Here is a 19,749-nt window from a genome sequence, read left to right as displayed (position 1 = left end):
GTGATGTAAAAATAATGCCGGTAACGACGTGAGAAGCGGAGGTTTCGGTGAACTGGTTATTACTGTCGTTGAAAAAGGAAAAATGAACGGTCGTATCGGGGGATGACCGGGTTAAATCGTGATATCAATGGCCTCCTGTATCGCCTGTAAACACAGCTGTTTCAGGGTATAGAACAGTTCGTTGGCCGTATCTGCATTATAGTTATTTTCGTCGGTCTGTTCCAGTTGTTCGAGAATAGGGTAGAGGTGTGTTTCCAGCCCGGTAAAAGACACTGTTGTCTTCAGGTTGTGGGCGGTGGCCCGGATGCTCACGGGATCGTTGATACTGATAGCGTTTTTGAGCATGGCAAGGTCTTCGGGCAACTGTGTCACGAACTGTTGCAACATGTTTTTTTCGAAGCCTTTATCACCTTTGGAGAGGTCCCGCAGGTATTGCATGTTGAGCAGATGGGAATGTCCGTTTTCAGGTATGTGCGTGCCTGACGGCGGCATGTCCCGGGAACCGAATTTGCCGGTATATACCTGGATCATGCGGTACAGGGTATTCTCATCGATGGGTTTGGAGATGTAATCGCTCATGCCCATCTGCAGGCATTTTTCCCGTTCGCCTTCCATGGCATGGGCCGTCATGGCGATCACGGGGATATTGGAATGCATTTCCTTCCGGATTTTGGCCACGGCCGAATAGCCGTCCATTTCCGGCATCTGTATGTCCATCAGCACGAGGTCGAACACTTGTTTTTCGAGGGCCTGCAGTGCCTCCCTGCCATTATTGACCACGCGGTATTGCAGTTGCCAGCTGCTGAGCAAATGGCGCAGCAGGTTCTGGTTCATGCGGTTATCTTCTGCTACCAGCAACCATATATTGGGATGGATAGGCAGTTGGTCCTTTTCGGTATAAGATGTTTCTGTATTCTCCGGCATCATTTCCCCCAGCATGTACGGCAGTTCCACTTTGAACGTGGAGCCTTTGCCGGGAGTGCTTTCCACCGAGATAAATCCGTTTTGCAGCTCAATCAGCTGTTTGACGATGGTCAGCCCCAGGCCGGTACCGCCGTATTTGCGGGTGGTGGAAGCTTCTGCCTGGTTAAACCGGTCGAAGATGCTGTCCAGCTGTGCCGCTTCAATGCCGATGCCTGTGTCTCTAACGGTGAAGAGTAAACGAACATTTTTATCCTCTGCCCATGTGCGGGTCACATGTACGTTCACTTCGCCTTCAGCGGTGAACTTAATGGCGTTGCTGGTAAGGTTGACCAGCACCTGCGTGAGGCGCATCACATCACCGTAGAGGATGTCCGGCACTTCCTCGTGTGCAGTGATGTTCAGCTGCAGGTGTTTTTCCTGTGCCCTGGCGTGGAAGAGGGTGTCAATGGAATGCAGTACGCCGCGCAGGCTGAAAGAAGTAGCCTCGATGCGCATCATACCGGATTCTATTTTAGAGAGATCGAGTATATCGTTGATGATTTCGAGCAGGTTGTGACCGGCATCGGAGATGGCGCTCACATATTCTTTCGATTTTTCATTCAGTGGCTGGGCCTGCAACAAGTTGGTGAAGCCGAGCACGGCATTCATAGGCGTACGTATCTCATGGCTCATATTGGCCAGGAACTGGTCTTTTACGGCGGCCAGGTTTTTTTCCTGGCGCTGCGATTCATCGAGCGCTTCAATGAGTTGTTCCTGCCGGTGGATACGGCTGGTGATATACAGGAAGGCCAGCAGGCTGGTAAGGCATGCAAAGAGCACCAGCACGGTGCCCCAGCTCTGCGCTTTCTGGCCGCTGGTATCGATAAGGCGGGTGGTGCGGTTCACTTCTGTTTGCCGCGTGGTGTCCAGTTGGTGAAGAATGCCGGTGATGGCTTCTCCCAGCCTCTTGCCCCGCTGGTTGTTGATCATTTTTTCAGCGGCGCTTTTCCCGCTGCTGTAGAAGGTATCGAGGATGAGGAGGTTAAAACTGTTTTTCTCGTCTACCAGGTAATTGAGCTGGGTAAGCAGTTTCTCGGTACTGTCGTTTTTAACGATTTTATTGATCTCCTTCAGGTCGGACTTGATGATGGCTATTTCCACTTCAATACCGGTAACATGTGTGGTGTCCTGAGAGATAACGGCACCCCGCACTTTGCTGTCGGTTTTGGCGAGCGATGTTTGCAGTTTCTGGATCTCGTTCTTCACGTTCAGCTCCTGCAGCAGCTGTTCATTGCCGGATATGAGTTTCCGTATATTCTTGGCTGAATTGAATTGCAGTACCACGAATAAAATCATCCCTGTGATAAACAGGCCTAGCAGGTAATATTTTATTCTTTTCGGCTGCATGACATTATTAACGCTATTGAAGGAAAGGCGGTTCAAAATACGATAATAAAGGTCCGTGTATATAAATTATTGTTCAACGGGCAATAGGTATCGGTCAAAACGGATAAATGGTCGTTAAACTGTTAAAGAAAGTTTAATTTATTGTTGAGGGCTGCTTTGTAGGTATCAGCCACCGGAATAGCGTTCTTTTGAATGATAATATTGCCGTCTTCGATGCTTTCTATTTTGTCCAGCGCCACCATATAGGAGCGGTGTACGCGCATGAACTTGTTGGCCGGCAGTTTTTCTTCCAGTGCTTTGAGGGTGGTGTGAATGGCGTGAAATTTCTGTGCAGTGTACAGCTTCACGTAATCGCCCATGGCTTCGAGGAAGAGGATGTCTTCTGTCCTGATTTTTTTCAGGATGCCATTGTCACGGATGAAGACGAATTCAGTATCTGACACCTGGATTTCGCGGTTGTTGCTATCGATGATTTCCCGGGCTTTTTCGATGGCCTGGATAAAGCGGGCGGGGCTCACCGGTTTGATGAGATAATCGGCCACGTTCAGCTCGAAAGCCTCCACTGCATAGTCTTTGTTGACCGTGGTAAAAATGATGACCGGTCTTTTTTTGCCCAGGTTGCGGGTCAGTTCAAGGCCGCTCATGCCCGGCATTTCGATGTCGAGCAGCAGCAGGTCTATTTTTTCCTTCTGGATAAGATTGTAGGCCTCCATGGCGCTGCTGCATTCGCCGGTGACATGCAGCTGTTCCACATGGCTGGCCAGCTGTTTCATGGCAGTGCGCGCGAGTTTGTTATCGTCTACTATCAGGCAGTTCATGCGGCTAATTTAGGAACAAATCATAATATAAAATCATCGGGCCCGCAACAGAGATGCAGTTTTTCCTTTAGCGTTTTTCTTTTTAAGTTTTACTTTTGTAAATATGAAATGGTTGATATACCTGTTGAGCCTTTATATCCTGGTGTTGTCCTGCATCCCGTGCAACGACGCCCAGGCGGCGACTGTATATCAGACTGCTGAAATAACCTCCGCCGACACGCATCACCATGAGGCGGCAGCGGATTTTTGTTCCCCGCTGTGCGTATGCAGCTGCTGCAACGTACAGGTAACGCCCGCGCAGATCATCCATCTGTCATATATCCACCGTCAGGTACAGGTGGTATTCCCGGTATTACCGGAAGCACCGTTGCCATTGTTGTATGCCACTATCTGGCAGCCTCCCCGGTTATAATCTTCCCGTCCTTATTATGTCTGATGATGTGCTGACGTGATGCCGCTATGGCATGGCGCGGCCGCCATACCCTCTTTTTATTACATACCAACCTGTTTATGCTGGATAAGATCATTCGTTTCTCTATCAGAAACAAGCTTATTGTAGGGATACTCACGCTTGCACTGGTCGTGTGGGGTATCTTCTCACTGACACGGCTACCCGTAGATGCGGTGCCGGACATTACCAATAACCAGGTGCAGGTCATCACCCTGTCGCCTTCACTGGCGGCGCAGGAAGTAGAGCGCCTGATCACCTTTCCGATTGAACAGACCATGGCAGTGATACCGGAGCTGAAAGAAGTGCGTTCCATTTCCCGCTTCGGCCTTTCTGTGGTCACTATTGTATTTCATGATGATGTAGATATTTACTGGGCCCGTCAGCAGGTGAACGAGAAGCTGGGCGAGGCCAAATCCAATATCCCGCCGGGCATCGGCATGCCGGAGATGTCACCGATATCTTCCGGTCTGGGTGAAATTTACCAGTATGTTGTCCACCCTGCCAAAGGCTATGAAAAAAAGTACGATGCCCGTGAACTGCGTACGATACAGGACTGGTACGTGCGGCGGCAGCTGCTTGGTACGCCTGGCATCGCGGAGGTGAACAGCTTCGGCGGACTGCTGAAACAATATGAGGTGGCGCTCAACCCTGATAAACTGCGCAGCTACAACCTCAGCATCAGCGACGTGTTCACCGCATTGCAAAAGAACAACGAAAATACCGGCGGCGCCTATATCGATAAAAAGCCCAATGCCTACTTTATCCGTAGTGAAGGCTTAATAGGCAGCACAGCGGATATTGAGCGCATCGTGGTCAAAAATATCCCCAACGGGCTGCCGGTACTGATGCGCGATATCGGTACGGTACAAACCGGGAGCGCCAACCGCTACGGCGCCCTTACCCGTAATGCCGACGGGGAAGCGGTTGGCGGTATCGTCATGATGCTGAAAGGCAGGAACTCCAATGAAGTGGTAAAGGCCGTGAAGGAAAGGGTAGAGCAGATCCGCAAGACCCTGCCGGAAGGTGTGGTGATAGAGCCGTTCCTCGACCGCAGCGACTTTGTGGGCCGCGCCATTGGCACCGTGGAGAAAAACCTGATAGAGGGCGCGCTTATCGTGATTTTTGTGCTGGTGCTTTTCCTGGGCAATCTGCGGGCAGGCCTGATCGTGGCATCGGTGATACCGTTGGCCATGTTGTTTGCCATCGCCATGATGCAGTTGTTCGGCGTGTCGGGCAACCTGATGAGCCTGGGGGCCATTGATTTCGGGCTCATTGTGGACGGTGCGGTGATCATCGTGGAAGCCACGTTGCACCACCTTGCCGGTCGTGTGCAGGGCAAAGGGGCTGTGAAGCTCACCCGCGAAGAAATGGACGAAGAGGTGTATACCTCTGCCATCCGTATCCGTAGCTCGGCCGCTTTCGGGGAGATCATCATTCTCATTGTATATCTGCCCATCCTGGCGCTGGTAGGCATAGAAGGCAAGATGTTCCGTCCGATGGCGCAGACCGTGTCTTTCGCCATCCTGGGCGCCTTCATCCTGTCGCTCACCTATGTGCCGATGATGTCGGCGCTGTTCCTCAATCGCCGTATCTCTGACAAGCCTACTATCGCTGACAGGATCATGGCGTTCTTTCATCGTATATACGACCCCGTTATCCGCAGGGCACTTACCCGTAAAGGTATCGTGACCAGCATCGCCGTGGCGCTGTTTGGCGTGGCATTGGTACTTTTTGGCCGCATGGGCGGAGAGTTCATTCCCACACTGGAAGAAGGTGACTTTGCCGTGGAGACGAGGCTGCTCACCGGCAGTTCACTGTCGGAAACCATTGACAAGGTGGGCAAAGCGTCCGGCATCCTGATGAAAAAATTCCCGGAGGTAAAAGAAGTGATCGGTAAGATAGGCGCCGCGGAAATACCCACGGACCCTATGCCGATGGAAGCCTGCGACCTGACTATTCTACTCAAGCCCAAGAAAGAATGGACCAGCGCCTCCAGCCGGGAAGAACTGGCCAATAAAATGCAGGAAGCGCTGGAAGCCATACCCGGTGTGAGCTTTGGCTTCTCGCAGCCGATACAGCTTCGCTTCAATGAACTGATCTCCGGGGTACGGCAGGACGTCGGTATTAAGATATTCGGGGAAGACCTGGCCACACTGGCATCGCTCGCACAAAAAATCGGGGGCATTGTAAACCGCACTGATGGCGCGCGTGACCTGTACGTGGAACAGATTGGTGGGCTGCAACAGATTGTGGTATCGATCAACAGAGACAGGATCGCGCAGTACGGACTGGACATCGCCACCGTGAACGAAGCCATTAACACCGCTTTCGCGGGGCAGAGTGCAGGACTGGTATATGAAGGCGAAAAACGTTTTGACCTGGTGGTGAGGCTGGACCAGCAAAGCCGCCGGGATATCAGTGACGTGCAGGGGCTTTATATCACCACGCCTTCCGGCAACCAAGTGCCGCTGCAACAGCTGGCCACCGTAGAAATGGCCACCGGCCCTAACCAGGTACAGCGCGAAGATGCCAAACGGCGCATCATCGTAGGCTTCAACGTAAGAGGACGGGACATTGCCAGTGTGGTGAAAGATATAGAAGCCGCCATCGGCAAAGAAGTGAAACTGCCGACCGGTTATTTTATCCGCTATGGCGGCCAGTTTGAGAACCTGCGTGAAGCGAACGCGCGGTTATCCATTGCTGTGCCGATAGCATTGTTGCTCATCTTCGCGTTGCTGTACTTCACCTTTAATTCTGTAAAGCAGTCCCTGCTCATTTTTACGGCTATCCCCATGGCGGCCATCGGTGGCGTGTTTGCACTGTTGCTGCGTGGCATGCCCTTCAGCATCTCCGCAGGCGTAGGCTTTATTGCCTTGTTTGGCGTAGCGGTGCTCAACGGGATCGTACTGATAGGGGAGTTTAACCGGCTCAAAAAAGACGGTCTTACCGACCTGCAGGAAATTGTGCTGCAAGGCACCGCCACGCGTCTGCGGCCGGTACTGATGACAGCCATGGTGGCGTCGTTGGGCTTCCTGCCGATGGCGCTGGCCACCAGCGCGGGCGCGGAAGTACAGCGACCGTTGGCCACCGTGGTGATTGGCGGGTTGATCACCTCCACCTTGCTCACCCTGTTAGTATTGCCTTGTTTGTACATCTATTCTGAAAAAATATTCCAAAAGCGTAACACATGAATTTCCGCATAATCATATGCCTGCTATTTCCCATAGCGGCATTTTCCCAATCACATCCGCTCACGATGGAACAGGCGGTGCAACTGGCCCTGGCCCAAAACAAAGGGCTGCAGTCAGCCTCCTCCAACGTGGCGTACTATAGAGACCTGGCCCGCACCAGCGGCGAAGTGCCCAAGACAGACGTGTCCCTGCAATACGGACAGTATAACAGCTATGTGCGTAATGACAACAACTTCAGCGTGTCGCAGAGCATTCCGTTTCCCACCTTGTTTGGGGCCAAGAAGGCACTGGGCCAGGCACAAACCGAGAAGGCAGTATGGCAGAAAGCAGCGACACAGAACGATCTGGTGTTCCAGGTAAAACAAGTATATGTGCAGTTGCTGTTCCTGCGCGAACAACGTGCTTTGCTTCACAGCCAGGACAGCCTGTTTACCAGCTTTTCGCGCAGCGCCGGCCTGCGCTATAAAACCGGTGAAAGCCGGCTGATAGAAAAGACAGCCGCTGAAGTGCGGGTCCAGGAAATACGCAACCTGCTGCGGCAGAACGAGGCAGATGAGGCCATTTTTATGGCCAGGCTGCAGGCTTTGCTGGGCAGCGCCACGCCGGTAACGATTGCAGGCACCGCCATTCCCGAGGCCAATGCAGGCATGCAGGAAGACTCCCAGGCCATAGCGGACAACCCGCAGTTGCAGTTTGCCAAACAGAACATTGTCATCGCAGAAAAACAGAAGAAAGTTATCAGTAACAGTATACTGCCGGACCTCACAGTCGGGTATTTTAACCAGTCACTGATAGGCACCGGGCTGAATGCTTCCGGTACACCGCTGGCCACCGGAGGCAACCGCTTTCAGGGTTTTCAGGTAGGATTGGCCCTGCCGCTGTGGCTCGGGCCTATGAAGGCGCGTGTAAGGGCCGAAGAAAAGCAGCAACAGGCTGCCGGGCTGTTTTATGACAACAGTGTGATGCAGCTGAGAAGCCAATACAGGCAGGCCGTGCAGGAGTTCGTGAAACTGCGCAACAGCCTGGAATACTATACCGGTAATGCGTTGCCTAATGCAGACCAGTTACAGCAACAAACCGTTAAATCCTTTACGCTGGGGGATATCGGCTATGCCGAATATTTCCTGAACCTGGAAAAGGTAATGGCCGTAAGACAAGGCTTTCTGCAAACACGACATGACATCAAACAAGCTGAATTATATATTGCTTACCTCAGTGGGCATCAACTTTAAAACCAACCTCGTATGAAACAACGTCCATCTCATATATACGTAGCTGTTATACTGTTGCTGGCAGGCTTTGCCCTGGCATCCTGCGGCAGCAAAAAAGCTCCTGCTGAAAAACAAACCGAAGCACATGATCATCAGGAAGCCGAAAATACCGTGACACTTACCGGTGAACAGTTCAAAACAGCGGGCATTACTTTCGGGGCGCCGGAGAAGCGCGACATCAGCAGTGCCATCAAAGTGAACGGACTGCTGGACGTACCGCCGCAGCAGGCTGTGAGCGTGTCTGTACCGATGGGTGGCTTTATCCGTCAAACGACCATGTTGCAGGGCATGCCCGTAAAAAAAGGCCAGGTGCTGGCGGTGCTGGAGAATATGGATTACATTCAGCTGCAGCAGGATTACCTCGATGCCCGCAGCCAACTGGAATACGCCACTACAGAATATACGCGTCAACAGGAACTGTCCAAAGAGAATGTGAATGCATTAAAAACCGTGCAGCAGGCCAAAGCCTCCTATGAGTCATTGCAGGCCAGGGTAAAAGGATTACGGGAAAAACTTACGCTCATCAACATTAATCTGGCAGCGCTGGAAAAAGGAACGATCCAGCGGAACATTAGTATATACGCACCTATCAGCGGATATGTTACACAGGTGAATGTGAACCTCGGGCAGTTTGTGAACCCGGCGGACGTGCTTTTCCGTATTGTTAACACAGAGCACCTGCATGCAGAGCTGACAGTATTTGAGAAAGATATTCCCCGGTTGAAGATCGGTCAGCCGGTACGGTTCACGCTCGCCAATGAAACGCGGCAACGTACCGCCACCGTACACCTGATCGGCCGCGAGATAAGCCAGGAGCGGACGGTGAGGGTACACTGCCACCTGGAAGAGGAAGATACGCAGCTGCTGCCAGGCACCTATCTGCAGGCCATGATAGAAGCCGGTGCGGCCAACGTACAGGCGTTACCGGAGGCGGCAGTGGTGAACTTCGAAAACAAAGCCTATGTGTTTGTGAAAGACTCCACCGGGAACGACAGCACTTTTCACTTCAAGATGCTGGAAGTACAGCAGGGGAGCAGTGAGCAGGGATATACAGAAGTTACCTTTCCGGGTGGTATGCCAGGCAAAGAGATTGTGGTTAAAGGGGCATATGACCTCCTGGCCAAAATGAAGAACAGTGGAGAAGAACACGGGCACTAAGATACAGTTGCTTATATGATAAAAGCCCGGACGTACCGGGCTTTTATCGTTATACCTGAATATAATGGGACAATTTTTTCGTGATTTGTTGATACTACTGATACCTACCGGCATGAACAAAGGCCTTACCTGTTTCAGGTAACCGCTATTGATACAGATGGTTTTACCTGTGAAGGCCCTGAGCTTGATTTCCCAAAGAAGATTGTCTTTGCGTAGGTTGGTGATAACCTGAAGGTGGCAATTTCCGGTGACAGCAAAGCGATTGATTTTTTCTTTGAGAAGTATGAAATCAAAAAATAGCTTATATTGAGATTAGCTTATGATACTGACTATCGTTGTAAATAACGACTAGTGATAATAGCCACTGTACTTTTCTTTACGCAATTTATTGGTAAATCAATAGCAGATTTCTATGAAAATAGTAATAGTTGGTGCTGGTTTAGCTGGTTTAGGCGCAGGGGTAGCATTAAAGGAGCAAGGGATATCGTTCCAGATTCTGGAGGCATCTGCCGAGCCGGGAGGCCTGGCAAGAACAGATGTGATTAATGACTGTTTTTTTGACTATACAGGTCATTATCTGCATGTGAAAACGGAAGAGGGGTTCTGTGACCTAATTAAAGGTACGACGGACTTTATAAAAGTAAAAAAGCAGTCTGCGGTGCTTATTGATAAGAAGATTGTGCCTTATCCCGTGCAATACAACCTGAAATATTTGGCTGAAAAATATGTTCATAAAATAATTAATGAAATCTCTGTCCTCAGGGAAAAGGCAGGAGAAAAAACAGAAACATTAAGCCAGTTTATTGAAAGCCATTTTGGCAAGACATTGCTGGACTTATTTTTTAAGCCCTACAATGAAAAGCTTTGGGGCAGACCGTTAGATGAGCTTCCGAAAGATTGCCTGGGAAATTATTTCCCAAAAATTGATCTGGAGTTACTATTGAAGAGCGCAATATCAGATGTCACTTATCACGGATACAACGATTTTTTTTACTATCCGGCCTCCGGTAAGATCAGTGCGATGGCAGAAGCATTAGCTGAAAAAGTAAAAGAAAACATTATCTATGAAACCGAGGTAACGGAAATTGATGTCAAAAAGAAAATCTGTTATAGCCACAATAAGAAGTATGAATACGATCATTTAATTACCTCCATCCCGCTTTCTCAGCTTTGTTCAGTATTTGATTCCGGGCTGAGCGATGATAGTTTTAAATTTACAAGCCTCAGAAATGTGAGGATTGTTATAAAGGGTGCATTGTTGCACGGATATCATTGGCTATATATTCCGGATGAAACAGTTCCCTTTTATAGACTCGGATTCCCACAGAATGTTATTGATGCTACTTGTCCTCCGGGATGTGTGTCCATCTCCGTTGAGATAGAAGAGAACAGGCGTCTCTCATATACAGACGAACAGATTGCAGATATGGTGGTTCGATATCTGGTTGAATGCAATCTCATTGATTTTATAGAATTTTTTGATGTTAGCAGTATCCTTATAGCGCCCGCCTACACCTATTGTATGGAGCATACAAAAGTATCGTCGGCAGCTTTTTTAGAGAAGCTTAAACGAAATAATATAATAACTGTCGGGAGATATGGCATGTGGAAGTATTTTTCTATGGAGGAGGCGTATTTGTCCGGAAAACAAACAGCACGATTATTAGGTCTCGGTTTAAAGGACGCTACTTCACATGGAAACAAAATACAGCCAGTAGATTAGTAATAATTGTCACCAATACTGCATAGATCACTATAGTTTGACTTTTAATTCCTTTTTTTAAGAGGAGGGTGCTTATGTGTACCCCATCTCCGATCCATGGCAACCTTCCAGTCATTATCCGCCGGGTAACCGTGAAAGTAAATTCAATAATTACTAAAAAGAAAACAAAGAAGTACCCCAAATGTGTAGAAACTCCTTCAACAGGACGTATTGAGATGATTATAAATAAGACTGTATAAATGAGACCAAATGATCCCAGGTCACCCATAAATAATTTTGCCGGCCGCCAATTAAATCTCAGGAAGGCTAAAATAGCCCCGGTAAACAAAGCGACAAATGAAATGAGGTGAATATTTTCGTGATATATCATGCTGGCACCAAGTAGAATGAGCACACTTGCTATATAGGCTCCCGCTAATCCATCCATTACGTCAATGAAATTATAGGAATTGATGATGATGCAACAAATTACCACAAACACACCTGCATTTATTAGATTATAACTGAGATGGCTTATCTCATTCCAATAAAAGTATAAAATAAGGCAGGTTGTGATTTGGAAGACAAGCTGAATGATTGAGGACAATGGGGCTTGAAATCTGTCTTTATAGACCCCTAAAACGGCCATGGGCAATAATCCTAAAAGATAGGTTCCCAATGGAAAGCCCTTCTCCAAAAAAAATACAGCGGTAAGTGCCACACCGAGAAAAATGCCTAGTCCACCGATGAGGGGGATGGGCTGTACATGGGTCACCGTATTTGCATTGGGCTGAGCAATGAGCTTAAAGTTGATTTTGTTCCTAAGTAAAATGTTAAATAAACAATAGGTGACAATAAGTGCTAATAATAGAGGTAAAATTACATTCAAAATCATAAGCTAAGTATAAAACAGGGTGAAACAAATTAAGTAGACTTACGAACAAAGCCGGAATTGAGTTTTGTTAAGGAGTATACACGTTCATCTTTTCAAAAGGAAGAAGCCGTCACGTCCAATAAGTAACAAAGTGCCTTAACAGCCCTGTGAACAGCTTTAGTTGTCCAGGTTGCGTAAAGGCATGAAACTGATCGTGCGTAGTATGGAATCCCATGTAGAACAACCACCAGCCCACAGCGAGGTAAGGCACTATCTCCAATTCCGCTTCACAGGGCGCCCGGTGTTGCCGGTAGGCGTCCAGCAGGATATGATATTGTGCGTCTGCCGCCTCTTGTGTCAGCCTTTTGGTATACACTTCCAGCGACAGGTATTGCCAGCAGGCAGCGATATCATTTACCAGCCAGCCATATCCCATGAAATCAAAATCAAAGAGGGTGATCGTATCGCCCGCGAAGTGCATATTTTTCGGCAGGAGATCGAAATGACAATAGCCTGCCGGCAATCCATTCACAGCGGATAATTTTTCGATGGCTTCTTTGGCTGCCTGCTGCAGCCAGGCATAATCTTCCGGGTTGCTGTCAAAGCCGGCCCTGAGCATTTCAAGCGGACGGTCAAACATCGTCTCCATATTAAATTCCCATCGGTTCGTTTCCGGTGCGAAGGAGGACGACACCTGGTGGAAACGTGCCATCTCCGTTCCCAGCAGCTGTAATTGTTTATTGTCCAATAGTCTTACCGCATGCCCTGGCGCATAGCTAAACAATACCGCGCACCTTTCTCCTTCCAGGGCCTCCAGCAGTTGAACTGTTTCCCCTGTAATATCGGGGAGAGGGTAGGATACTGATATGGCCCTCTCTTTCAACGCCTGTAGCAAGGCTACCTCTTCTTTTATCTGTAAGATGTTCCGGTGAGACGAACGATACACGCGGAGTATAAAACGGTTATCCGGTGTTTCCGCCAGATAGGTATCGCCTACGCCACGCACCAGCAGTTTGCATTGAACATTTTCAAGCGCATATTTTTCGGAAAGAAAGGAGGACAGTGCTTTGGGGCAGAGGGTGGAATAAATAGCGGGGAAAACTGTTTTCATCTGGTGAAGATATTTATTTTTTCTTTTTTTCATCTTTGAGATACATATGATAAATAGATAATTACATATAATTATATATATTTGAAATATATAATTAGTAAGATAATGTCCTATATCAGATCAGTTGTTTGGTTATGCTTGTTTTTGATCCCTGCCGGCCTGTATGCCCAGGTACCCGTTGTAACCCTGGGACCTGCCGTGGAAGAGCCATTGGACGGATGGGACAAACTGATGCAATTAAAGAATGGTCATACCTTCTGGTTACATTTTTCCAAAAAGGAAGGGATGAGGGTGACCGTATACAACGCTAAACATGAACAGATAGCCGCAGATTCCGTGGGCGGCAGTTTGTGGAACGCGGCCGATCTGGAATCAACCGAAATAGATGGTATCTATGAAATCAACGGTCAGCCGGTGATCTTTCTCCAGCAGCTCGTGAAATATGTGCCGGTGTTTTTCCGGCTGGTACTGGACCCTCAAAACGGTAAACTGCTACGAGAGGATAAGCTGGGAGAACTGTCCACGGTGCTGCATCGTAGTGTATATGTGCAGGAAAACCTGGCTTCGCACGACTGTTACGTGGAAAAAGACCCTGACAGCGACTACTATGCAGTAGCGTTTTTCAATGGCGCGGAAATACAGCGCAACGATAGTATCCGCGAGCGTATCCGCGTGATGCATTTCTCCCCGTCGCATGAACTGCTTAACACCGGGCTTTATTATCTGCCGGATACAACGTACAGCTATTACAGTTACATCAGCCTGTCGGTGCATGGTAAAGACAAGGTGTATATGAGCACGGTGGGATTCAATGCCAAAAGGAAAGGCAACGAACCGTGGTCTAAAGTCATCTTCTCCGCCCTGTCGCCCGATTCCGCCACCTTTGCGCATCACGTGCTCGACTATACGGCCAATTTCGGCGATGTAAGCGGTTATCAGCAGTACCTGCCTGCCCGCGATGAAGTGAAGCTGTTATTATATGCCCCCGGCCAACGGTCAGACGGCAGCAGCGGCATCTTCCTGAACACGCTGTTGTCTTCCGGCAAGCTGCGTAAACATCAGCAGCTGTCCTTCCCCGAGCTGGGAAAGAACGTACAGCTGAACCTTGGCTACAAGGAAGATTACAAAGGCGCGCCCCAGCGCATGTACTGGCAGCCGGACGGCAGCGGTACCCTGCTGCTGGAAACGCTTACCCGCTACAAACAAGGCAATACGCAGATCAATAAACTACATACCAATATGGGCGACATCGGTGTGGCGCTTCTGGACTCCACAGGCCGGGAGAACGAAACACTGGCAGTTTCCAAGTACCAGTCTATTACTGGCGTATGCGAGCCCTTTTCCCTGCACCGCAGAATGAAAAGCGAATGGGTGTTCCGGAACAAAATCGCAGCGTTGAATACCAACACTTACCTGTCTTATGACTATGTCAATATTCCCAATGCCACCTTTGTACTGTTCAATGATTACCTGCAATACCTCGATTCCGGCGGACAGGACAAAGTAAAGAAGCCGCTGAAATATACCACAGACGCCAACTTCGTATGTTACCGGTTCTATAATGGCAAAATGGAACGGCTTTTCCTGTTTGGAACGCCGGAAGTGACGAAAGGATATTATTGTATGATGGGCGCTTCGAGCTACGACCAGGCACAGCGTGTATACGCCACCGTGATGATCAGCCGTAAAGGCACGGAGAAGCAAGCCTGTGTGGCCTGGATACAATTTTAACGGTCAGACGGGCGTATAGCCCTGTGAGAGAACACCTAGCCGGAACTGGTTGACCGCATTGTGCGCCAGCCGCGTAGGCTCCGGCAGCCGGTGTTTCCGCACGCACTGTTCCACCAGTGCCAGGCTGCCTGGTACATCGATCAGGTGCCCGGGGGAGACGAAAATGGGTTTTACCTTTTGTTTGCTGCGCAGCACGGTGCCGATCACCACGCCTTGTTTATCTGTCAGCGGCGTATGTGCGCCCCGCTCTTCCCCGGGTTCTTCATAGCTGCCGTACAGCTTTTTCTTCGCGCTGCCCACCGTCACCTGTCCGGCCAGCACCCCGAAATGAGAGGCGATGCCCATGCGCCGCGGGTGGGCAATACCATGGCCGTCTACTACCAGCACGTCCGGTTTCTGCGGCAGCTGCTGCCACGCATCCAGTAACGCCGGTACTTCACGGAAAGCCAGGAAGCCCGGCACGTAGGGAAACGTGACTTCTTTAACCACGAGACTGTAGCCCACCGGCTCCAGGCCGGGGAACCGCATTAATACGATACCGGCGTATACGGTAGTACTGAATTTATTAAAGGAGATATCTGCTCCGGCGATCAGCTGTATCTTTCCATTGAATGGCGCCGTGATCACTTCTTTGCGCATTTCCTGCTGCAGCAGGGTTGCTTCGGGTACCGTGAGGGTGTTGTAGTCTTTCATGAATTTCCGCTGTAGCTTCAGAATAAAGATAGTTGCTCCCCGTCTTTCGGTGGAGCAGCTTTACCAAAGACTGTACGTCCGCCATATTTCCACGAATCCCGTTTTTCCCGTTCTATGACTTTTTCAAAATTCGTATTGGGCTCAAAGTCCTGCTCAATTTTTTGTGCGAGGACAGAGAGCTTGCGGATGGCCTCCTGTTTGTCGGTGTGACCTATTTTGGCTTTGTTCAGCGCATCCCGCAGCGTGTCGATGGTTTCATCATAGATCCGGACGGGCACGGGGAACGGATGTCCGTCTTTACCGCCATGAGCAAAGGAAAATCGTGCCGGGTCTTCAAAGCGGGAAGGAGTACCGTGTATCACTTCACTGACGAGGGTGAGGGACTGTAACGTCCGCGGACCTACGCCTTCCAGCATCAGGAGCGATTCAAAATTGGCCGGGTGTACGTCATGCGCCAGCGCCAACACGCTGCCCAGTCTTTTAAGGTTGACATTTTCCGCCCGTACATCGTGATGGGAAGGCATGACCAGGTTGCGTATTTCGGGCAACAGGTGTGCAGGTTTTTCCTCCAGCAATTGAAGAATGCCGCTTTTTGTGGAAGCCGCCTGCATGTCGGTGAGATTGAGGATCATGCCCTGGTTGCGGCCGTAGATAAAAGTATGCGGCGCCTCCGTGTACGACGTGAATGCCGTGGAATGCCAGTGATAGCGCCGTGCCATGCTGCTGGCGTCGTTCATGCCCTGCTGCACCACGGCCCAGTCGCCGTCTGTCGACAAAATGAAAGAATGCAGGTACAGCTGGAAGCCGTCCTGGATGGCAGTGTTGTCTACCTTGGCGGTGAGTTTGCTGCTGTGCACCAGTTGTTCTCCGGGCAGACCGGTTTTTTCGGCTATGCGCATCAGTTCTGCCGGTGTTTCGCGGCTGTGACGGCCTTTGCCGCCGCAGATATAAATGCCCAGTTCCTGGGAACGGGGATTGATGGCCTTTTTCAGTGCGCCCATAACGCTGGTGGTGATGCCGGAAGAATGCCAGTCCATGCCCAGCACACATCCCAGCGCCTGAAACCAGCAGGGATCGCTCAGCCGCCTTATTACTTCACCTTTTCCATAGTCTGTCACAATTGCCTCTACAATGGCGCCACCCAGAAGGGCCATGCGTTTGGCCAGCCAGGGCGGTACGTGACCATAGTGTAAAGGCATGTCTGCATAAGAAGGCATAATGTAGTTATAGTGGGTTTTGTTGTACCTGAAACTCTGTAACGGATTTGTTCTGTAGCAAAAAGTCATCTAATTGTTCCATTTTGCTACGATTTCCCCGGACTGTGTAACTGAGCTCTATCAGGTCCGCTTTCCGTACAATGAACATCCGTTTATATTTTAATCCAAAATTGCGGAGAATATGTTCTATGTCCACCTCCGGAAATTTGTCTTCATGAAAATAGATGATATAATACCGTTTGTCGTTGACCTCAGCAATACTTTTTTCGGTGAACTCCATCAGTATGAGTACGATCAAAGCGCCTGCCAGTCCGCCTACGGCCAGCACGTACTGGCTCATGCCGATGGCCATGCCCAGGGCCGCGGCTATCCAGATGGAAGCGGCGGTGGTAATGCCATCTATGGTGTAATCGTTTTTAAAGATAACCCCTGCGCCTATGAAACCTACGCCGGTAAGGATGTTGGATGCCACACGGTCCGGGCTGTTAGGGTAGCCCAGTTCGGCCGACAGTATAGTGAAAAGGGTGCTGCTTAAGCAGATGAGCGTCATGGTACGCATACCGGCAGCTTTGCGTTTGTACTCGCGCTCAAGGCCCAGTAGGGTACCTATCAGCAGGGCAACGCATACTTTCAGTATCTGGTCTTCCTGAATAATTTGTACGACGTGTTTCATATTGTGGGGAAATAACTTCTTACAAATGTAAGGGTTGGCACAATTCTTTCCTGCAGGTTGTGAGTTAAGACTATAAATACCTGCCATATGAAGCCTTTCGTATATAAATTTTTTATGGTAGCCTGCGTTACAGGAGTGTTGTGTATTCTTTTATTCGCCTGTAACAGCAGCAAGGAGGCATCCCGTGAAGCCGATTCCGCTGCGGTTTCAGTACCGAAGGTAGACAGCACCAGCGTAATCCCGGTAGACACCACCATGACCAAACCGGATACTTCGCGTCAGTAGTTGTTTAACCGGGTGGAGCTTGATTATACCATGTAACTGTTTACTTCACCCTTAAACACTGGACCATGAAAGTATCTTACCTGTTGCTGGTTGCCGGCATATCGGCGGCCATGCTGACGGCTTGTGGCAACGGCGCACAGCACAACAATCAGGATTCGATGAACCTGAACAACAGTGGCACCACAGACACGGCCGCTATTATTCCGGACACCGCGCCGGCGGCTCAGACACCTCCGGGAGCTATTAATCCGGGCGAAGATTCAGCCCGCTTCGGTACCGGAGCCGGAGATTCCTCCAAAAATCCGGGGCACAAATCGCAATAGTAGCTTGTTGCCCGCAACAATGCCTTACTACGGAATAAAATTATTTTATCCGAAGTAAGGCATTTCTTAATGCAATATCTTTGTGAGTAGATCGTCCCCATTAACAAAGTATATATCCTAATGCAAAATGAAACCACTGCCGTCGTCCCGGCTCCCAAACCAATTCTGAAATGGACGTCCCTTAAAAAGACCTTTCGCCTTTTCCGTTATGTAAAACCTTACTGGGCTGAATTCGCCCTAGGACTCGCCTTTTTGTTGATCTCCAGCCTGGCAGGCCTGGCATTTCCCCGTTTGCTGGGAGACCTGGTAGACCCCAAAAGCGTCGGTGAGCTGCTTCACGGCTTTAACAAGGCCGGGCTGATGCTGGTGGCGGTACTGGTGGCGCAGGCCATTTTCTCCTTTTTCCGCACCATTCTGTTTGTAAACGTCTCAGAAAAGACACTGGCCGCACTGCGGCAGCACGTGTATAGTCATATGATCAAGCTGCCGATGCGGTTTTTCCTCGAAAGAAGGGTGGGAGAGCTGAGCAGCCGTATTTCTTCTGATATTTCCCTGTTACAGGACACCTTTACCACCACGCTGGCTGAATTTATCCGCCAGATGATCATCATCGTCGGTGGGGTGATCATTCTGCTGGTGACCTCCTGGCAGCTGACCGCCTTTATGCTGGCCATTCTGCCCATTATGATGGTGGCCGCGGTGTTCTTCGGCAAGTTTATCCGTCGTTTCTCCAAACAGGTACAGACCCAGGTGGCTGCAGCCAATACAGTGGTGGAAGAAACCCTGCAGGGGATTCTCAATGTAAAAGCATTCGCCAACGAACAGTTTGAAATAGCCCGCTACCGCCAGCGCACCAATGAGGCGGCCCGCATCGGCATGAAGAGCGGTAAATTCCGCGGGGCTTTTTCCTCTTTTATTATCCTGGGTATCTTCGGGGCACTGGTGGCGGTTATCTGGAGAGGGGTGTCTATGGGCATCAGTACGCCCCAGCTGCTGTCATTTATCCTCTATTCCGTATTCATCGGCGGTTCTATCGCCGGGCTGGCGGAAATATATACCAGCCTGCAGAAAAGCATCGGCGCCACAGAAAACCTGCTCGAAATACTAGACGAACCGGAAGAAGCTATTACCCCGGTTCCCCAGATAGCACCGGCAGACCAGCTGGGAGGACAGATTTCCTTCCGCAATATCTCTTTCCATTATCCTTCCCGGCCGGACCTGACCATCCTGAAAGATGTTTCCTTTGAAGTGGAAGAAGACCAGAAAGTAGCGCTGGTAGGCCCCAGCGGCGCAGGTAAAAGCACAATCGTATCACTGCTGCTGCGCCTTTACGACCCTACAGAAGGCCGCGTGTTGTATGATGGCAAGCTGGGAACTTCCATCCCGCTGTCTGTGCTCCGTTCTCAAATGGCGGTGGTGCCCCAGGACGTCTTCCTTTTTGGAGGCACTATCCGGGAGAACATTGCATATGGTAAACCTGACGCAACAGAAGAGGAAATAGAAGCTGCCGCCCGTAAAGCCAACGCGTGGGAGTTTATCAGGCATTTTCCCCTGGGACTGGAAACCATCGTCGGTGAACGCGGTATTCAGCTGTCAGGCGGGCAACGCCAGCGTATCGCTATCGCAAGGGCAGTACTTAAAAACCCGCGTATCCTCATCCTTGACGAGGCCACGTCGGCGCTGGACTCTGAGTCGGAAAGACTGGTGCAGGACGCGCTGGACAAGCTGATGGAAGGTCGTACATCTATCGTCATCGCCCACCGGCTGTCTACTATCCGGCAGGCCGACAAAATCATTGTGCTTGACAAAGGCCACATCGTGGAACAAGGTACCCATACTGAATTGATAGGTGTAGACGGAGGCCTGTACCGCATGCTGAGCGAAATGCAGTTTAGCCATTGACGTTGTCCCCGGGCTGAAGCCCCGGGCTATGTTGAATTA

16 protein-coding genes are annotated in these 19,749 nt (G+C 50.0%); 9 read left to right on the top strand and 7 right to left on the bottom strand.

Annotation, left to right across the window (positions count from 1 at the left end; translation table 11 throughout):
• Window positions 1-111: 111 nt before the first annotated feature.
• Entirely contained in the window at window positions 112-2,310 is a 2,199-nt protein-coding gene (locus tag HGH92_RS28670; RefSeq protein WP_168874243.1) for a response regulator, read from the bottom strand.
• A gap of 122 nt (window positions 2,311-2,432) precedes the next feature.
• On the bottom strand, window positions 2,433-3,128 hold the full coding sequence (locus HGH92_RS28665) for a LytR/AlgR family response regulator transcription factor (RefSeq protein ID WP_168874242.1): 696 nt from the start codon (window positions 3,126-3,128) through the stop codon (window positions 2,433-2,435).
• 103 nt (window positions 3,129-3,231) lie between these two features.
• On the opposite strand from HGH92_RS28665, the gene HGH92_RS28660 reads away from it, so the two are divergent.
• From HGH92_RS28660 to HGH92_RS28645, 5 genes are all read left to right on the top strand, one after another.
• Window positions 3,232-3,540: a DUF6660 family protein gene (locus HGH92_RS28660; protein WP_168874241.1), complete on the top strand. Its 309-nt coding sequence runs from the start codon at window positions 3,232-3,234 to the stop codon at window positions 3,538-3,540.
• Between the two features lie 47 nt (window positions 3,541-3,587).
• A complete protein-coding gene (locus tag HGH92_RS28655; RefSeq protein WP_247655066.1) occupies window positions 3,588-6,770 on the top strand; it encodes an efflux RND transporter permease subunit in 3,183 nt (1,060 codons plus the stop codon).
• Window positions 6,767-8,002: a TolC family protein gene (locus tag HGH92_RS33685; RefSeq protein ID WP_211092772.1), complete on the top strand. Its 1,236-nt coding sequence runs from the start codon at window positions 6,767-6,769 to the stop codon at window positions 8,000-8,002. Before HGH92_RS28655 ends, HGH92_RS33685 begins: the two co-directional genes overlap by 4 nt.
• A gap of 12 nt (window positions 8,003-8,014) precedes the next feature.
• On the top strand, window positions 8,015-9,199 hold the full coding sequence (locus tag HGH92_RS28650; protein WP_168874240.1) for an efflux RND transporter periplasmic adaptor subunit: 1,185 nt from the start codon (window positions 8,015-8,017) through the stop codon (window positions 9,197-9,199).
• 412 nt (window positions 9,200-9,611) lie between these two features.
• Window positions 9,612-10,922 (top strand): protoporphyrinogen/coproporphyrinogen oxidase, encoded by a 1,311-nt coding sequence (locus HGH92_RS28645; protein ID WP_168874239.1) that lies wholly within the window; start codon window positions 9,612-9,614, stop codon window positions 10,920-10,922.
• Here HGH92_RS28645 and HGH92_RS28640 read toward each other — a convergent pair.
• Both HGH92_RS28640 and HGH92_RS28635 read right to left on the bottom strand, forming a co-directional pair.
• On the bottom strand, window positions 10,885-11,796 hold the full coding sequence (locus HGH92_RS28640) for a glycosyltransferase family 4 protein (protein WP_168874238.1): 912 nt from the start codon (window positions 11,794-11,796) through the stop codon (window positions 10,885-10,887). The genes HGH92_RS28645 and HGH92_RS28640 overlap by 38 nt on opposite strands.
• A gap of 109 nt (window positions 11,797-11,905) precedes the next feature.
• On the bottom strand, window positions 11,906-12,886 hold the full coding sequence (locus tag HGH92_RS28635; protein WP_168874237.1) for a phosphotransferase enzyme family protein: 981 nt from the start codon (window positions 12,884-12,886) through the stop codon (window positions 11,906-11,908).
• Between the two features lie 105 nt (window positions 12,887-12,991).
• On the opposite strand from HGH92_RS28635, the gene HGH92_RS28630 reads away from it, so the two are divergent.
• Complete coding sequence (locus tag HGH92_RS28630) at window positions 12,992-14,617, top strand: hypothetical protein (RefSeq protein WP_168874236.1); 1,626 nt, start codon at window positions 12,992-12,994, stop codon at window positions 14,615-14,617.
• A 3-nt stretch (window positions 14,618-14,620) separates the two neighbouring features.
• Here the strand turns inward: HGH92_RS28630 and nfi are convergent, their stop codons facing one another.
• Genes nfi through HGH92_RS28615 form a run of 3 tightly spaced genes read right to left on the bottom strand, consistent with a single transcriptional unit; the run spans window position 14,621 to window position 17,200 of the window.
• The gene (nfi, locus tag HGH92_RS28625) at window positions 14,621-15,310 is read right to left on the bottom strand and encodes a deoxyribonuclease V (RefSeq protein WP_168874235.1); all 690 of its coding nucleotides are present in this window, start codon (window positions 15,308-15,310) and stop codon (window positions 14,621-14,623) included.
• Window positions 15,311-15,327: 17 nt separating this feature from the next.
• Complete coding sequence (locus HGH92_RS28620) at window positions 15,328-16,527, bottom strand: DUF763 domain-containing protein (RefSeq protein WP_168874234.1); 1,200 nt, start codon at window positions 16,525-16,527, stop codon at window positions 15,328-15,330.
• Between the two features lie 7 nt (window positions 16,528-16,534).
• On the bottom strand, window positions 16,535-17,200 hold the full coding sequence (locus HGH92_RS28615) for an MgtC/SapB family protein (RefSeq protein ID WP_168874233.1): 666 nt from the start codon (window positions 17,198-17,200) through the stop codon (window positions 16,535-16,537).
• Window positions 17,201-17,287: 87 nt separating this feature from the next.
• On the opposite strand from HGH92_RS28615, the gene HGH92_RS28610 reads away from it, so the two are divergent.
• From HGH92_RS28610 to HGH92_RS28600, 3 genes are all read left to right on the top strand, one after another.
• Window positions 17,288-17,485, top strand: a complete 198-nt coding sequence (locus HGH92_RS28610; RefSeq protein WP_168874232.1) for a hypothetical protein — start codon at window positions 17,288-17,290, stop codon at window positions 17,483-17,485.
• A gap of 65 nt (window positions 17,486-17,550) precedes the next feature.
• Window positions 17,551-17,808 (top strand): hypothetical protein, encoded by a 258-nt coding sequence (locus HGH92_RS28605; protein ID WP_168874231.1) that lies wholly within the window; start codon window positions 17,551-17,553, stop codon window positions 17,806-17,808.
• Window positions 17,809-17,928: 120 nt separating this feature from the next.
• Entirely contained in the window at window positions 17,929-19,710 is a 1,782-nt protein-coding gene (locus tag HGH92_RS28600; protein ID WP_168874230.1) for an ABC transporter ATP-binding protein, read from the top strand.
• The last annotated feature ends 39 nt before the right edge of the window (window positions 19,711-19,749 follow it).

The organism is Chitinophaga varians (assembly GCF_012641275.1).
Taxonomy (GTDB): Bacteria; Bacteroidota; Bacteroidia; order Chitinophagales; family Chitinophagaceae; genus Chitinophaga; species Chitinophaga varians_A.
Note: the sequence above shows the minus strand (reverse complement) of the source record. Positions and strands in the feature narration are given on the sequence as shown.

Coding starts and splice junctions, on each gene's coding strand:
- HGH92_RS28670 (WP_168874243.1), bottom strand. CDS start 2,310: ATGCAGCCGAAAAGAATAAAATATTACCTGCTAGGCCTGTTTATCACA.
- HGH92_RS28665 (WP_168874242.1), bottom strand. CDS start 3,128: ATGAACTGCCTGATAGTAGACGATAACAAACTCGCGCGCACTGCCATG.
- HGH92_RS28660 (WP_168874241.1), top strand. CDS start 3,232: ATGAAATGGTTGATATACCTGTTGAGCCTTTATATCCTGGTGTTGTCC.
- HGH92_RS28655 (WP_247655066.1), top strand. CDS start 3,588: ATGGCATGGCGCGGCCGCCATACCCTCTTTTTATTACATACCAACCTG.
- HGH92_RS33685 (WP_211092772.1), top strand. CDS start 6,767: ATGAATTTCCGCATAATCATATGCCTGCTATTTCCCATAGCGGCATTT.
- HGH92_RS28650 (WP_168874240.1), top strand. CDS start 8,015: ATGAAACAACGTCCATCTCATATATACGTAGCTGTTATACTGTTGCTG.
- HGH92_RS28645 (WP_168874239.1), top strand. CDS start 9,612: ATGAAAATAGTAATAGTTGGTGCTGGTTTAGCTGGTTTAGGCGCAGGG.
- HGH92_RS28640 (WP_168874238.1), bottom strand. CDS start 11,796: ATGATTTTGAATGTAATTTTACCTCTATTATTAGCACTTATTGTCACC.
- HGH92_RS28635 (WP_168874237.1), bottom strand. CDS start 12,886: ATGAAAACAGTTTTCCCCGCTATTTATTCCACCCTCTGCCCCAAAGCA.
- HGH92_RS28630 (WP_168874236.1), top strand. CDS start 12,992: ATGTCCTATATCAGATCAGTTGTTTGGTTATGCTTGTTTTTGATCCCT.
- nfi (WP_168874235.1), bottom strand. CDS start 15,310: ATGAAAGACTACAACACCCTCACGGTACCCGAAGCAACCCTGCTGCAG.
- HGH92_RS28620 (WP_168874234.1), bottom strand. CDS start 16,527: ATGCCTTCTTATGCAGACATGCCTTTACACTATGGTCACGTACCGCCC.
- HGH92_RS28615 (WP_168874233.1), bottom strand. CDS start 17,200: ATGAAACACGTCGTACAAATTATTCAGGAAGACCAGATACTGAAAGTA.
- HGH92_RS28610 (WP_168874232.1), top strand. CDS start 17,288: ATGAAGCCTTTCGTATATAAATTTTTTATGGTAGCCTGCGTTACAGGA.
- HGH92_RS28605 (WP_168874231.1), top strand. CDS start 17,551: ATGAAAGTATCTTACCTGTTGCTGGTTGCCGGCATATCGGCGGCCATG.
- HGH92_RS28600 (WP_168874230.1), top strand. CDS start 17,929: ATGCAAAATGAAACCACTGCCGTCGTCCCGGCTCCCAAACCAATTCTG.